Source organism: Pseudomonadota bacterium (assembly GCA_026388215.1).
GTDB lineage: Bacteria > Desulfobacterota > Syntrophorhabdia > Syntrophorhabdales > Syntrophorhabdaceae > JAPLKF01.
Genome location: JAPLKF010000282.1, coordinates 1 through 13,498, shown reverse-complemented (window position 1 = coordinate 13,498; position 13,498 = coordinate 1). Strand labels below are relative to the sequence as shown.

The window sequence follows — 13,498 nt, the reverse complement described above, 5'->3', positions numbered from 1 at the left end:
GCATACCTGTATTATCATTAGACCGAATAGAGTCCGTTTTGAGCGAGGGCACTTATTTAAGTAATGGCTCCCCCAAAAAGGCTTGTTTGAAATTTAAAATAATAAAGGAAGCATTCTTTTCTTCTATTGGATAAGAATATTCCTAAAAAATCTTATACACAGCGTCTTAAGAAAGCAATAAAAAAACATTTACAGAGTGGGCGTACCCTGTATAGCCTATAACCACAAAAATATATGTATTATTTAATTTTAAAAACATCGTAGATATTAGGCTTAAATGAAGTGCACTAGAACTTACCAATTAAAGATTTATGGAAACAAATCCAAATTAGAAGATTTGAGATATTCATCATCTATATTTCAAAAATACACACAACACTTCACTCACGCCTGCCTACTCTAAAAGAATAGAAGAGAATTACGGGAAATATAAATACTGCTTCAGGAATACAAGCCATGTGGGCGTAATGATGAACGAATTTATCACAATGATTGAAGACCTTAAAAAGGGGCACAATTTTAATAAAGCGTATATCATGGTTCAGGACGTGGCACATGCAAGAGGAGGCGGGGAAGCCATGAAAAAAGCGCTTACCTCCAAGGGATGGACTGTCATCGATATGAAGATATACCCTACAGGAACCGTTGATTATTCCGTAGGGCTTATAGATGCTGGAAAGAAAGGCGCCCAGATACTCTTCCTGTGGATGGATATGCCGGAAAGTGCAGTGCTGCTGAAACAGTGGAGCGATATGCAGTTGAAGTGCCTCCCTATCGGTTTTGTAAATGCTGCTGAGCAGCCAGGGTTCTGGAAGGCTTCAGGCGGCAGAGGCGAATACCTTATTGTAAATCTTGTCAATGGCGGTAATGCCCCGGCAAAGATTACACCCTGGACTATGAAATTTGTGGAAGCCTATAAGAAGAAATGGGGTTTGGAGCCTGAAGGTTATGGAACATCATCGAGTTACATGGCGGTGTATCAGCTTAAGGACGCAATAGAAAAAGCAAACAGTCTCGACTCGGATAAGGTAATAAAGGGATTAGAGGATAGTGATATTATGGGGGTATACGGAAGGATGCGTTTTGACAAAAAATCGCATCAGATAATACCTTCTTTCGATCCAAAAGAAGGAGCGGTAACCGGTATCATACAATGGCAAGCTGGTAAAAGGGTTCAGATCTTCCCTCCAAAGCTTGCTGAAGGGAAGGTTTTATTACCACCGTGGATGAAGTAGAACTGATAATAAGAGGCTGACGTGGAAATACTTGTATATGGAATTACCAATAGCATTATCCTGTCCCTTATGTCTCTGGGTTTTACCCTTGTTTACAGCATAAGCAGGATACCAAATTTTGCCCATGGTGCCCTCTATATCACAGCTGGTTATATAACCTGGTTGTTTATGAATAAATTTGTGGCATTTCCTTATCCATTAGCTATTATCCTTGCTATTGGCATGACAAGCATCATCGGTGCCCTGATCTACCGTTTCATTTTAATAAGGATCAGGGGTATGGAAATCTCTGAGATAATTGCTACGTATGCAATAGGGCTTGCTGTTTTAGAGGGGCTACGCTGGGGAGGATTAAGGGGTATGACCTTTACCCTCCCCACATTTGTTGCCGGCTCAATGGACATATTAGGAATAAATATTGATTACCAGCGCATCATCATTGTGGGTGCAGGTATACTTACCTTTCTGCTCCTTTATCTGTTTACCCATTTTAACAGGGTTGGACTTGCATTAAGGGGAATTGCCCAGGATGAAAGGGCAGCCATGATGCTTGGTATAGACTCCGATATGACCGCCATAGTTTCCCTTGCAATAGGTTCAGGGCTTGCTGGTTTTGCTGCGATACTCCTTTTGCCTCTCGGAAACATAATTGTAGAGGCAGGATATAATGTCCTTATCTTTGCGATTGCAGTCTGTGTAATAGGAGGACTGGGAAGCTGGGGTGGAACTATTGTTGCCTCTTTTATCATAGGTTTTGCCCAGATCCTCACGGAAAAATTCCTTTCTTCCCATTACACTATGGTAGTTGCCCTTCTTGCCATAATCATTACCCTCCTGATTAAGCCTTCAGGGATATTTGGAAAACAGAAAGAACTCGAGGAGAGGGTATAAAGCCATGAACCACGAAATGATGAGGAAAGAGAGGATCGACAGGGGAATAAAAGTAAGAACAGAAGGGCTCTATGCAATCTCTTCATACAGAGAAATACTCTACCTTTTGGGCCCACGGCTACTGCTGATCGTGGGGATTCTTTTGTTGCCACTACTCCTCGAACTTGCCCCATATTGGAAAAGGGTTATTAACATCATGTGTGTCTACGCGCTGCTTGCCCTGTCCTTTGACTTTCTTGCCAATTATGTGGGACTTGTATGTCTTGGAGGGGCATTTTTTGTTGGTGTTGGTGGTTACCTTTCAGCGATATTTAATGTCTACCTTGGTTTGCCAGTATATCTCTCCATTCCTTTTGCGGCAATGGGGGGTGCAATATTTTGTACAGCCTTGCTGCTACCCTGCTTACCACTGCGCGGTGTCTATTTTGCAATCGTTACTTTAATGTATCCTCTCTTTTTCACCCGTGTCGTAGAGGCCCTTAATATCCTTGGGGGGACGAATGGAATCACAGGTTTGGATAGTTTACCAAACGAATATGTAGAACATTACGTGATCATCATTATGACGCTGATTATCCTCTTCGGGATGAGGAGGTTTGTCAATCAGGACATAGGCCTCGTCTTGAGGGGTGTAAAGGATAATGACCAATCTGTAAGGGCTTCCGGAATAAATATCACCCATATGAAAGCCCTTGCCGTGTTTATTGCTTCCTTTGTAGGATGTTTTGGTGGTGCCTATATAGCACACCTCTATATGTGGGCAGGCATTTCTCTTTTTGCCCTCGACTTTTCTATCATACCCATTGCCTCAGTGGTTATAGGAGGTGGGGGCACTTTAGTCGGGGCGGTTATAGGAACTTTTATACTTGTCCCTTTATCTGAGATTTTACGGGCCTTTGGATCGTTTAGAATAGTTATTTATTGTGCAGCGTTGACAGGATTCATAGTCTTCAAAAGTGAGGGATTAATGGTTTACTTGCAGAGAAAGTATCACCAATTTGAAAGATGGGTAAAAGTATGAGCGATGCGCCATTTCTTTCAGCAAAAGGGATCAGCAAATCTTTTGGTGGGCTTAAAGCTCTTGTGGATGTGAGCTTTGAAATACAACAAGGTGAAATCTACGGTATCATAGGTCCGAATGGCTCAGGCAAAACCACCCTGATCAACTGTATAACAGGATTTATAAAGCCAGGGGCTGGTCGTGTGTATTTTAAGGGAAAAGAAATAACAGGATGGCCTGCCCATAAGATAGCACACATCGGTATTACCAGGACATTCCAGATTATGAGACCCTACTATACCCTCCCAGCCTTTAAAAACCTGATTATACCGCTGTGGTCACCGAGGGCAAAAAAAACAGGCGGCTGGCGGGGAGGCGGAAAACATGGGGACAGGGATACTGTAGCAGTAGACATCCTTGAAGAAATCGGTTTTGAAAGGGATTCCCGTGTTCCTTATAAGCTTGCTTCCACCCTTCCGACAGGCTATCAAAAGAGACTTGAGCTTGCACGCTGTATTGCCATGAGACCTGAGATCATCTTCTGTGATGAGGTTTTTTCGGGCTTAAGTATGAGCGAGATTGCCGGGATGACGCCGTTGATTGAAAAGATGAAGATGGAGGGGATTACGCTCATCATGGTGGAGCACAGGCTACGGGAACTCTTCAGGGTAGCAGACAGGGTGATGGCATTGAACTTCGGGGAGAAGATTGCTGAGGGTTTATCAAGCGCTGTCATAGAAGATAAGAGGGTAAAGGAAGCATATCTCGGAAAAGAAGCGGTATGATGGAAATGAATAATGTAGCATGTAGAATGAAGAAATGAAGAATGCATATTGTAATGATGAAAGGATGTAAGGTTCATGTTTGAAGCACGGGAACTGATGGTTTTTTATGAAAACATGCTTGCACTTAATAACGTGAGTATCGAATGCGAAAAAGGGAAGATTGTCGGGGTATTCGGTTCTAATAGCGCTGGTAAGAGCACGTTAATGTATGCCCTTTCAGGGATAATCCTCGATATTAAAAAAAAGGAGGAAATGAGAGGAGGAGAGAGAATCTCTTTATACGGCCGGATCTTTTTTAATGGAAAGGATGTTACAACGATTAAACCCCATGAGAGGGCAAAGATGGGAGTTATCTTATGCCCTGAAAGGCGGAGGATATTTCCTGAAAGCTCTGTCATGGAAAACTTAAAGATTGGTGCATATCTCTCTAAAAGAAGGGAAACAAAAGAAAATATAGATTATGTATTAAACCTTTTTCCCCGGTTAAAGGACCACTTAAAAAGACAGGGAGGTTTTTTAAGCGGTGGCGAACAACAGATGCTCGCTATTGGAAGGGCATTGATGGCAAATCCGCAAGTGTTGCTCCTTGATGAACCACTTCTTGGCCTAAGCCCTGCGTATCAGGATATTGTCATTGAAGGGACAAGCAAAATTCGGGATGCAAAGGGGATAAGTATAATCATTACGGAACAATATGCACGGCCTGTAATGCCGATCATAGATTATGGATACATTCTTGAAAATGGCTCAAGTATGCTTTCTGGAACAAAGGAAGAGCTTATGGACAATCCGGATGTAAAATCTGCCTACTTTGGAGTATGAGAGGTTAACGAATGGAATCGTTCAAAGACGAATACACATTTACCCGTTTTGAAGAGATGGCAGAGAAATATTCGAGCAATACTGCCCTCGTCTATCTCGGGGAGCGATTTACCTATGGGGGGTTTAGCAGGCTTATCGACAAATTTGCTACAGGTCTTGCCAATCTGGGCGTAAAACGCCAGGACAGGGTTATGATTTACATACCAAACTGCCCCCAGTGGATGATTGCAAACTTTGCCATAAACAAAATTGGGGCTGTAATAGTCCCTGTTTCACCTATATACACATCATTTGAGATAGAGTACATGATCCATGATGCTGGGGTTAAGACGGTCATATGCCTTGATACAAACTTTGTCTATGTAAAAGAAATTATGGAGAAAACAAATCTGGAAAATGTTATCGTTACAAGTCTTGCAGACCTTGTCCCTGTCTGGAAAAGAGCCCTTGGTTATATGTTTGATAAAATTCCTAAGGGTAAAATTGAAAAAAACAACAAGGTGCATTCTTTTAGAAAGATTTTAAAAGAAAGCTGGCCAAGACCACCTAAGGTAGAAATTGATCCGTTTAATGATCTTTCCTATATCATGTATACAGGTGGTACTACTGGTTTTCCGAAAGGGGTCCCCGGAAACCATACAGGAGAAGTATCCTATATTCATGACATCATGGAAGATGTGATTGGGGGCTATACTGAAGAGGGTAAGGATACTGTATTAATGGTGAACCCTCTTTTCCATATTATGGCTAAAGGGTTCGCTATAGCTTTCGGATTTAATTACGGCAATACAGTTGTATTGATGCCCATTCCTGAAGTAGACGCTGTACTTTCAGCCGTTGAGCGTTATCGTGCCCGCTGGATGCTCGGTGTTCCTGCCCTTTACCGGATGATACTTGAGAATGATAGGCTTGATCAGTATAATCTTAGTTCCCTGAGATACTGTTATTGTGGTGGAGATACCCTTCCTGTGGAAGTATTCAAAAGCTGGAAGGAAAAATATGGTGTACCCCTTTATCAGGTATATGGATCAACCGAAATAGGGCATGTCACGTATAGCCCTCTTCATAAAGACCCATCCCCGACAACGATCGGGAAACCCTTAAAAACAAGAAAGTCCATTGTTGCTGATAGGGATTCTTTAGAGATACTTCCACCTGGCGAGCTTGGAGAGCTCCTCGTTACATCTCCCTATACAATAAAACATTATCTCAATAAACCCGAGGAAACGAGCTATTCCTATGTTGATTTAAACGGTGAAATCTACTACAGGATGGGCGATTTTGTGAAGATGAATGAAGAGGGGGAACTGGAATTTGTTGAGAGAACCGCTGATATAATTAAACATAAAGCCTACAGGGTTTCTGCCTCAGAGGTTGAAGCCGCCCTTCAGGATCATCCCACCGTTATAGGGGCATGCGTGGTAGGTATCCCCGATCCGAAGGTGGGTGAAAGGATAAAAGCCATCGTGGTCTTGAAAGAAGATGCGAAAGGTGTGGGAAGTACTGAACTTATAAGGTGGTGTAGAGACAGGCTTGCTCCATACAAGGTCCCCCAGTATATTGAGTTCAGAGATATGCTACCAAAATCCAAGGTTGGGAAGTTGTTGAGAAGGGAAATAAGAGACGAGGAAAAGAGAAAACTGGAAAAAGAAAAGAAGAAATCCTCCGCAACGTAATACCATCCCTTACATTTATCTCATGCTGTTCTTGTTTTACAACAAACTCTCTTTTATGTTACACTTTCTTCAATGCCGACGTAGCTCAGTGGTAGAGCAGCTCACTCGTAATGAGCAGGTCCGGGGTTCGAATCCCCGCGTCGGCTTTGGTTTTTCAAGGGGTACCCCTTCCAAATTGTATAGTTTTTGTATAGTTGATATTGTCGTTGAGGGCATCATCGAGGATAGACAAGGCTTTCACAAGGTGTTTAGGCGAAAGGTGGCTATACCGTAAAGTCATTGCAAGGGTTTTATGGCCCAACAGCTCTTTCACTGTCATAATATCTACCCCCGCCATTACAAGGTGACTTGCAAATGTATGCCTGAGATCGTGAAAATGAAAATCTTTTATCCCTGCTTTTCTTAATGCTGTAGCAAATGAGCGCTTAACGTCCTTATACCGTTCATCGGTCTTAGGATCATAGAACACATACCCGCCGTCTAATCTCCTGGGTAATGATTCTAAAGTAACCCGTAAGGTCTCGTTGATTGGTAGCTCCCTTCTCTCACCGTTCTTTGTCTGGTCCAGAAGAATAAAGCCATGTTGCAGGTCTACGTTTTCCCACTTTAAAGACAGGATTTCATTTTTGCGGCATCCGCTATTGAGAGCAAAAATAATAATCGGTCTCAAGTAGGATTCACAAACCTTTATGAGATTCTGACATTCTTCTTTCGACAAATACCTTAGACGCCTGTTATTGGCCTCGAGTAATTTAACCCGCCGGATCTTCTTCTGTATTTCTTCTTCAACCATCTCCCACTCAACGGCTTTTGAAAACATATGTTTGATTGTGGCCACGAGCCTATTCACGGTAGCCGGTTTATTACCCTTCCCTATTCTGTCTGATTGAAATTTTTCGATAACCATACCATTGAAATATCTTAGAGGTATGCTTCCGTAAATATCGACAAACTGCAAAACAAAACCTTTTTTACTCCTGAATCCTCGCTGTCGTTTCGCCCAATCAAGGTATGCTTTTGCAAGCTCTTTGAATGTCACATTTGGGATACGTTTTTTAACTTCTGGTTGCTTCCCTTCCTTAATGGTCTGTTTTCTCTTGATTAAAAGGGTTTCAGCGTCCCTGAATTTTGATGAGGCAGAAGATTCATAGAGGGTCTTACCATTAAGCCCTGCGTAACGGATCCAAAAGATATTGCCTCTTTTATAAATCCCTTTTGCCATGTTTAACACTCTCCTTTCTCTTTTTTCTTCCCTTCTGTTCTATGCAATCTAACAAGATGCACATCGTTTTGCCTGGCCTTCTCACCCCCTTTTCAAGCTTATTGACATATTCTCGTGTAACACCGATACGATCCCCAAAATCTTTTTGAGTAAGATCCATCTCTTTTCTAAGGTCTTTAATTTTTTCTGGTGCCCACTTATCCATGTCAATATTAGTTATAGTGAACAATGTCTACTTTGTCAAGGAAAAAAATATAGTATACAATTCACTATACAGTGTTTTGTAAGGTATACAAAACATAAGATTATTTTTATGGAGGCGTATCATAAGCAATGAGCAGGCCGGTTGTTATTTTATCGCCTTTAATCTTCCTGTGAAATCATTGATAGCTGGGGTTTTGAGAGACTCAAGCCACTTGTCAACGTCTCGTTTCCTGAACCTTAGCATCTTGTTGCTGCCTTTAAAATGCGGGATTTGTTTCAAGTGGGTTCGTTCATGGATCCATTTTTTTGAAACTTTCAGATATTCACATAGTCCAGGCACGTCAAATATTATATCCTCACTTTGCCGCGCCGGGTTGGCTGTCAATAGAGGTCTTATCAATTCAACAACCCGGACCGCTATAAACTGAATATCCTGTTCTTCAAACTCTATTTTCATGGTTATCAGGCTCCATGATTGTTTGTGGTGCATTTTTTCGCCATGACATAGTATCTATGCCTCAACAATAACCCATTTGGAGTAATACCATCATCCATCACTTCTTGCTGAAATAGTCCAGGTTATGCGCAAAGCGTTTAGCCCAGGTATCCAGTGCTGCCCTTTTTGCGTGTTCTAATACCTTTTTGCTACCAAACAGCAAGGCCAGCCCGGGACCGAGGAGGCGGCACAATTTTCTGCGTTCTCTCCCCTGTCTGGCAAATACTTGCGGTCCTACTTTCGGGCCCACAGCGATAAATGGTTTCGGTTCCCAATGTACTACTTTTCGCCCGCCCGCTTTTTTTACCAATACAGTTACCGGACCGCCGCGCTGGAAGTTGCCGAAATGCTTCGCTCGCCTTGTATAACGGCCGATAGCTTGTTTGATTTTTACCCCCACCTGGCGGGCACCAAATTTTATCAACGGAATACCCTTACCCCTGGCCGTGATTGTGTACTCACAGGTCTCACCATAGGAAGCCTTTTTAACTTTTAGAAATTCCCGAACAGCACTCGGCGGGACATTGTAGTCTTCTGTTATCTGTTTTATAGCTTCACTTTTTGCCTTGTCTCCAGCCTCGTTAAGGGTTGTTTTTACAGCTCGTCTCACGGCATCAGCACTGAACATTTTCAACGCCTCATTTACGCCTTCAAGTTTTATATCAAATTTCATGGTTTCACCTCCAAGATTTTTTGCATTTATAGCCGCGGTAATTTTTTATCATTACCGAACAGCTCCTGCAATAGAACCGGGTTATATCTCTTACACCAAACTTTTGCTGCCTCTTCCGGGATGACAATCGCGAGATATTTTTGTGCAAAAAAAGAGAGCTCCGGATCCTGCCTTGCGATTGCTCTTGTGACGATGGAGGTCTTCATACAAAGATAGTATATCCCATCCTTGTGTTTTTCCGATTCCCATCTGCTCGAACGGTCCTTCATTACTGTAGAAATTATCAACAAAACGAACTGCGCCTATGGCCTCTTTGTTAGAATAAAGTTTTACTCTCACCAGCTCCTCAATGTCTTATATCTCAAGCTCTCTTTTGTCTGGATCCAAATCCAAATACTCTCATATAAGCGGAAAAATATCTCTCAAGTTTATCTATCTCTCCCGCTTCATCACCTGCTTTCTTTCTGAGAAGTTCTATGTCCTTAGATCCTTTCTGCTTCATGTATTTTAATGCGTCTGCGTATTTACTTCCCAATGAGGGGAAGAGCTCATTAAAAAAGTCTGTTAGAGCTTTCCCACTTCCTAAAAGCTTTTCTGTCTCGCTAATTAATTCAATTTGCTCATCAAAAGCCTTAAGGGTGAGGGGTTTCTCTGCTAATGCTTTTATTTTTCGCCCAAGATATTGGGGCGTTATTTCCACTTCGAAATATGTCGGACCTTCTTTTGTTTTCACAGTCGGGATGGAAGTTTGCTCTCCTGGTTTTTGTCTGGTCCCGGGGAGTCCTGTAGCCAGGCAATCTACAGCTTGTTGTGGGGTTACACCGGTTTTCTCAAGTGTATCTCTACTTTCATTTATCCTTACAATCTGTTCTGCATAAGCTTTACCGCCAGATAGAGTATTATCCAGAAAGGTATTATAGGCTTCTCCATTTTTAAAATACCCCCTCGCTTGATTGAAAAGATCGACATACTGAGTCACAGCCTCCCAGGTCAGAGATCTTTTGTTTAAACTCCCAAACCCAATAAGAATTTCATTCAATATTTTGCTTAACATTTTAAGCCTCCTTATTTTTTGAAGCTAATGTGGGGCGGGCGCTGCACCCCGCCCCTGAGAAAGTACCAGGCAAAAGCACTTATATACTTTCATTCAAAATTTCTCCCTCAATCTGCTTCTTCATCTTTGCGTGTTCTTCAAGCGATGGCATGGGGAAAATACTCGTTAAAAAAACTCCGTAATGCGCCTTATCCCATCTTATCGTTATAATACTATCCCTCTTCAAAAATTGGATAGCTGTCGCTTGATTTACCAAATCGCCAGCTGTCTCTTTTATTTTTTCCTTTATATTTTCTAAGACATAAGCCAGCAACTCTACTTGCGCCTCTCGTTCCTTTTCCTGTAATCCATACAAACTGTTTTTAAGTTTTCCAATAACCCGGTTTGTCGCCTCTTGTAGCTGCTTTAACTCTTTAAGCCTTCCTTGTTTTTTTCTCTGTTCCTGCTGGCATTGTTGGAAAACCTTTTCTTCTATCTCCCCTGATACAAATTTTTCTAACAACTCTCCCTTTTCTTCCTCGATCTGTTCAATTTTAGATTCCCTCAATATTGCCATGTCCTTATCGAGTCCAACTGATTTTGCCTTCATCTCCTCAAACTTTTTTGTGGCAACCTCGAGCTCCATACGAGCCTGCTTAAAATTACCTTCCAACTTTTTTAATTTATTATCTTCTTTTTCTTTCATGATTAAACCTCCTTTTAGGTTATTTTTACTATCCAAAAAGTCTGCATCATGCTCTAATAATTCAGCTTTTTCCATATTTCCATCCAGTTTTTTTTTAATATGTAGTGATTCTTCGGGGTCTTCAGCATCCGTGTAGCACTCTATCGTTGGGAAGGACCCGCTCACTTCCATTTTTTTTCTATTCTGTTCCACTGCTTTCCCGCTCTGTTCCATTTTTTATTCCTCAAGGAGCTTTTCTCTTGCCTTGTTGAGGAGCTCAAGCACTTCATCGATGACGTCCTCATTAAGAGCTATCCCTTTTCGGGATGGTTTCATTTCACCGGCTGTATCTTTGAAATACGTTCTGCAGTCGATGAATTTGTGGCCTCTATATTCTTCAATTGAAATACGGATCCTTTCTCTTGCGTTCTTTTCTGTCTCTCCTACCAACATCTCCTCACCCCCTTTTTATATTCCAGTCTCGGGCGATTGATTAAAACCCTCTGATAAAAGTAACCGACTTTAAAACCTACACCCTTGGTATATATATAGATACGTCCTAAAAAACAGGGCGGAGAAATACACAATTTTATCCCTACAACCCCAGAAAACAGGGCGGTAAGCTTTCTAAGAAGCCCCTTTCCGCCCTGTTTTTCAGGGTGGTTACCGCCCTGTTTTCTGGGGTTAACAATGAATTTTTTCAGCATACAAAAGCCCCCTTCATTGATTAGGGTTTATAAAGCTATTCCACTCCACCTTTACAAAATTATCTGTACCGTAACTCCGCCATCGTTCGGCAAGCCGAAATCGGCTAAGGCCCCCACCTACGAAATTTTTCCTATACCCCTTTTTCACGGGGTCAAGAAACCCCTTCTGGACTAACTCTCTTATCACATTTGGAAAAGTATTCTTATGATAACCAAGCTTCTCAGCCTCCTTAAAGGGGAAGATAAACTCAATCTTATAACGCAGCGGATTTTTAGGATTCATCCGGACTTTCCGGAAGAAATCTACCAAAGCAGCTTGGCTGGAGTAATGCAAGTCCCTATATGCTAATGAGTCCAGAACTTCTATAAACATGGGTACGAACGGAGGGAATGAATCCTTTTTCTTTCGCCTTGCCATTTACCCACCGCCGCTTATCCACCTCCTCCAACAGTTTTCTGTGTTCTCCTGGCCATTATCTCGCCTCTGAGTTTTTTTATCATTTCAGAGTATTCAAGAGCATTTATCTCCAAGCCATTGTTGAAAGAACTCATAGCTCGGCAAAGATCGTCACAGACAGTGAATACAAACAGGGTCCGCCCATTTTTTACTGTGAGATTGAGTGATATTTGAGGAAAAACAATTTTTATGAATGATGTAAGATAAAGATCACTGGTAACAAACTCTCTCTGCTCCATGCCATTCTCCTTTCCTATTTCATTATCTTTAAAATCTAATAAGAGAATAAACATAAAAAGTGGAAATAGTGAGGACATGGAAAAAGATTTTTTTCAGGTTTTATGTTCATTCCTTTTCCATTTTTTAATAGAGTTTAAAAGAGAGATGTTGCCCTTGGGTAATAAATTGCTGACTACTTCGAACGATTACAATCGGCTACTATTAAAAGATTCTTCTTGAAGCCTTTTATTGATTTGAAGCTTCCCCTTCTGTAGATATTCGTATAAAAAACCAGCGTAAAAACCATCTATGCCAGGTGGAGAAACTGGGGTTTTGTTGTTTAAAACTGAGTTCGCATCTAATATTAAAAAAATATCATTGATCTTTAATCTTTGAAACCTCTTTCTCAGGTGATCCGATGTAACTCTATCCTGATCATCTGGTATTATTCCCAAATTCTTAAGAAAATTAAAAACTAAATCATAGTGGGGTTTTTTAGTATAGGATTTCAAATCAAAAATAAGAGCATATACCAGAAAATTTAAAGCCCAATCCTTTTTTCTGCTTCTTCTTTTTTTATTATGCGGGACTGGTCTTCCTTTTTTTAGCATTTCAGAAAAAGAGAGTTTAAGCAGCTTATCAATACTCATTGAAGAGAAGAGTTTTAAAAGTATGTCTTTGAAGTTATTGTCGTTTACCCATTCTTGTCTTTTTAGTTTTTGCAACTCTTTGGTTATGCGTGACAACTTGTATTGAGGACCATCATCTTCCCGGCTATAAAGTTCCATTTCTTTGATTCCATGATATATCCAACAATAGTATGCTATATTTTCAACAGGAATTAGCTGACAGAGTTCTTTTGTTGCTTTATATTCTTCGATACAACCTTTTTCCATTTTCATTCCCACATCTCCTCATGTGGTTTCTTCTATTTATCAGGGGAAGGTACCGGAGAATGTACCGTGTCGGGAGCTACCCTATCCCCTTATGATCTTTTCATATCGCTATTTCAAGAGCAAGTTTGTCATAGTTAATGAATGGTCTTATTTCTCTGTCCTTTCCCTGTTTCTCAATAAAGCCGATCTGCTCAAGGTACTTCACATCTTCAGAGATATTTTTCATATCCCGCTTGGTTATTTCCGCAAGCTCTTTAATTGATTTAGGGTGCCTTGTTTTGATGGTGTGAAGAAGCTCAAGCCTCTTTGGTGTTAGCGCCTTCCGGAACGCCTCAAAGCTCGTAAAATAGACCCCCGCTTTCCTTTTCACCTTCCCGCCCTGTTCAATGAGCTTCATGGTTTCTTTGGCTTCCTTAAGGGAGGCCTCAATACTCTTTATACCAACTTCAACTTTCTTTACCTTCATCTCGAACACCTCCTTATATCACGGTAAAAAT

General features: G+C 41.3%; 19 protein-coding genes and 1 tRNA gene. 7 read left to right on the top strand and 13 right to left on the bottom strand.

Annotation, left to right across the window (positions count from 1 at the left end):
- Positions 1–407: 407 nt before the first annotated feature.
- From NTU69_12895 to NTU69_12865, 7 genes are all read left to right on the top strand, one after another.
- The gene (locus tag NTU69_12895) at positions 408–1,235 is read left to right on the top strand and encodes an ABC transporter substrate-binding protein (GenBank protein MCX5804402.1); all 828 of its coding nucleotides are present in this window, start codon (positions 408–410) and stop codon (positions 1,233–1,235) included.
- Positions 1,236–1,256: 21 nt separating this feature from the next.
- On the top strand, positions 1,257–2,126 hold the full coding sequence (locus NTU69_12890) for a branched-chain amino acid ABC transporter permease (GenBank protein ID MCX5804401.1): 870 nt from the start codon (positions 1,257–1,259) through the stop codon (positions 2,124–2,126).
- 4 nt (positions 2,127–2,130) lie between these two features.
- A complete protein-coding gene (locus NTU69_12885; GenBank protein ID MCX5804400.1) occupies positions 2,131–3,147 on the top strand; it encodes a branched-chain amino acid ABC transporter permease in 1,017 nt (338 codons plus the stop codon).
- On the top strand, positions 3,132–3,911 hold the full coding sequence (locus NTU69_12880; GenBank protein MCX5804399.1) for an ABC transporter ATP-binding protein: 780 nt from the start codon (positions 3,132–3,134) through the stop codon (positions 3,909–3,911). Before NTU69_12885 ends, NTU69_12880 begins: the two co-directional genes overlap by 16 nt.
- A 75-nt stretch (positions 3,912–3,986) precedes the next feature.
- Positions 3,987–4,733, top strand: coding sequence for an ABC transporter ATP-binding protein (locus NTU69_12875; GenBank protein ID MCX5804398.1), 747 nt, complete (start codon positions 3,987–3,989; stop codon positions 4,731–4,733).
- Positions 4,734–4,744: 11 nt separating this feature from the next.
- Positions 4,745–6,409, top strand: coding sequence for an AMP-binding protein (locus NTU69_12870; protein MCX5804397.1), 1,665 nt, complete (start codon positions 4,745–4,747; stop codon positions 6,407–6,409).
- Positions 6,410–6,483: 74 nt separating this feature from the next.
- Positions 6,484–6,555: transfer RNA gene (locus NTU69_12865), tRNA-Thr, on the top strand.
- Between the two features lie 8 nt (positions 6,556–6,563).
- Here NTU69_12865 and NTU69_12860 read toward each other — a convergent pair.
- From NTU69_12860 to NTU69_12800, 13 genes are all read right to left on the bottom strand, one after another.
- Positions 6,564–7,631: a site-specific integrase gene (locus tag NTU69_12860; protein MCX5804396.1), complete on the bottom strand. Its 1,068-nt coding sequence runs from the start codon at positions 7,629–7,631 to the stop codon at positions 6,564–6,566.
- Positions 7,612–7,836 carry a helix-turn-helix transcriptional regulator gene (locus NTU69_12855; protein ID MCX5804395.1) on the bottom strand — a complete coding sequence of 75 codons (225 nt, stop codon included), beginning with the start codon at positions 7,834–7,836 and terminating at the stop codon, positions 7,612–7,614. The genes NTU69_12860 and NTU69_12855 overlap by 20 nt, the downstream gene beginning before the upstream one ends.
- 144 nt (positions 7,837–7,980) lie before the next feature.
- Positions 7,981–8,292 carry a helix-turn-helix domain-containing protein gene (locus tag NTU69_12850; protein MCX5804394.1) on the bottom strand — a complete coding sequence of 104 codons (312 nt, stop codon included), beginning with the start codon at positions 8,290–8,292 and terminating at the stop codon, positions 7,981–7,983.
- A gap of 97 nt (positions 8,293–8,389) precedes the next feature.
- Positions 8,390–9,004: a phage tail protein gene (locus tag NTU69_12845; GenBank protein MCX5804393.1), complete on the bottom strand. Its 615-nt coding sequence runs from the start codon at positions 9,002–9,004 to the stop codon at positions 8,390–8,392.
- Positions 9,005–9,030: 26 nt separating this feature from the next.
- Positions 9,031–9,273, bottom strand: a complete 243-nt coding sequence (locus NTU69_12840) for a hypothetical protein (protein MCX5804392.1) — start codon at positions 9,271–9,273, stop codon at positions 9,031–9,033.
- 92 nt (positions 9,274–9,365) lie between these two features.
- Positions 9,366–10,058: a hypothetical protein gene (locus NTU69_12835; protein MCX5804391.1), complete on the bottom strand. Its 693-nt coding sequence runs from the start codon at positions 10,056–10,058 to the stop codon at positions 9,366–9,368.
- A 79-nt stretch (positions 10,059–10,137) separates the two neighbouring features.
- A complete protein-coding gene (locus tag NTU69_12830; GenBank protein ID MCX5804390.1) occupies positions 10,138–10,818 on the bottom strand; it encodes a hypothetical protein in 681 nt (226 codons plus the stop codon).
- Between the two features lie 141 nt (positions 10,819–10,959).
- On the bottom strand, positions 10,960–11,175 hold the full coding sequence (locus NTU69_12825) for a transcriptional coactivator p15/PC4 family protein (protein MCX5804389.1): 216 nt from the start codon (positions 11,173–11,175) through the stop codon (positions 10,960–10,962).
- Positions 11,166–11,429, bottom strand: coding sequence for a hypothetical protein (locus tag NTU69_12820; GenBank protein MCX5804388.1), 264 nt, complete (start codon positions 11,427–11,429; stop codon positions 11,166–11,168). Before NTU69_12820 ends, NTU69_12825 begins: the two co-directional genes overlap by 10 nt.
- Positions 11,430–11,442: 13 nt before the next feature.
- Positions 11,443–11,712 (bottom strand): hypothetical protein, encoded by a 270-nt coding sequence (locus tag NTU69_12815; protein MCX5804387.1) that lies wholly within the window; start codon positions 11,710–11,712, stop codon positions 11,443–11,445.
- Positions 11,713–11,861: 149 nt separating this feature from the next.
- Positions 11,862–12,179 (bottom strand): hypothetical protein, encoded by a 318-nt coding sequence (locus NTU69_12810; protein ID MCX5804386.1) that lies wholly within the window; start codon positions 12,177–12,179, stop codon positions 11,862–11,864.
- A gap of 132 nt (positions 12,180–12,311) precedes the next feature.
- Positions 12,312–13,007 (bottom strand): hypothetical protein, encoded by a 696-nt coding sequence (locus NTU69_12805; GenBank protein MCX5804385.1) that lies wholly within the window; start codon positions 13,005–13,007, stop codon positions 12,312–12,314.
- 94 nt (positions 13,008–13,101) lie between these two features.
- A complete protein-coding gene (locus NTU69_12800) occupies positions 13,102–13,467 on the bottom strand; it encodes a MarR family transcriptional regulator (protein ID MCX5804384.1) in 366 nt (121 codons plus the stop codon).
- Between the last annotated feature and the right edge of the window lie 31 nt (positions 13,468–13,498).

Coding starts and splice junctions, on each gene's coding strand:
- NTU69_12845 (MCX5804393.1), bottom strand. CDS start 9,004: ATGAAATTTGATATAAAACTTGAAGGCGTAAATGAGGCGTTGAAAATG.
- NTU69_12850 (MCX5804394.1), bottom strand. CDS start 8,292: ATGAAAATAGAGTTTGAAGAACAGGATATTCAGTTTATAGCGGTCCGG.
- NTU69_12880 (MCX5804399.1), top strand. CDS start 3,132: ATGGGTAAAAGTATGAGCGATGCGCCATTTCTTTCAGCAAAAGGGATC.
- NTU69_12830 (MCX5804390.1), bottom strand. CDS start 10,818: ATGGAAAAAGCTGAATTATTAGAGCATGATGCAGACTTTTTGGATAGT.
- NTU69_12855 (MCX5804395.1), bottom strand. CDS start 7,836: ATGGATAAGTGGGCACCAGAAAAAATTAAAGACCTTAGAAAAGAGATG.
- NTU69_12870 (MCX5804397.1), top strand. CDS start 4,745: ATGGAATCGTTCAAAGACGAATACACATTTACCCGTTTTGAAGAGATG.
- NTU69_12820 (MCX5804388.1), bottom strand. CDS start 11,429: ATGCTGAAAAAATTCATTGTTAACCCCAGAAAACAGGGCGGTAACCAC.
- NTU69_12840 (MCX5804392.1), bottom strand. CDS start 9,273: ATGAAGGACCGTTCGAGCAGATGGGAATCGGAAAAACACAAGGATGGG.
- NTU69_12875 (MCX5804398.1), top strand. CDS start 3,987: ATGTTTGAAGCACGGGAACTGATGGTTTTTTATGAAAACATGCTTGCA.
- NTU69_12835 (MCX5804391.1), bottom strand. CDS start 10,058: ATGTTAAGCAAAATATTGAATGAAATTCTTATTGGGTTTGGGAGTTTA.
- NTU69_12885 (MCX5804400.1), top strand. CDS start 2,131: ATGAACCACGAAATGATGAGGAAAGAGAGGATCGACAGGGGAATAAAA.
- NTU69_12860 (MCX5804396.1), bottom strand. CDS start 7,631: ATGGCAAAAGGGATTTATAAAAGAGGCAATATCTTTTGGATCCGTTAC.
- NTU69_12825 (MCX5804389.1), bottom strand. CDS start 11,175: ATGTTGGTAGGAGAGACAGAAAAGAACGCAAGAGAAAGGATCCGTATT.
- NTU69_12805 (MCX5804385.1), bottom strand. CDS start 13,007: ATGAAAATGGAAAAAGGTTGTATCGAAGAATATAAAGCAACAAAAGAA.
- NTU69_12815 (MCX5804387.1), bottom strand. CDS start 11,712: ATGAATCCTAAAAATCCGCTGCGTTATAAGATTGAGTTTATCTTCCCC.
- NTU69_12810 (MCX5804386.1), bottom strand. CDS start 12,179: ATGTTTATTCTCTTATTAGATTTTAAAGATAATGAAATAGGAAAGGAG.
- NTU69_12800 (MCX5804384.1), bottom strand. CDS start 13,467: ATGAAGGTAAAGAAAGTTGAAGTTGGTATAAAGAGTATTGAGGCCTCC.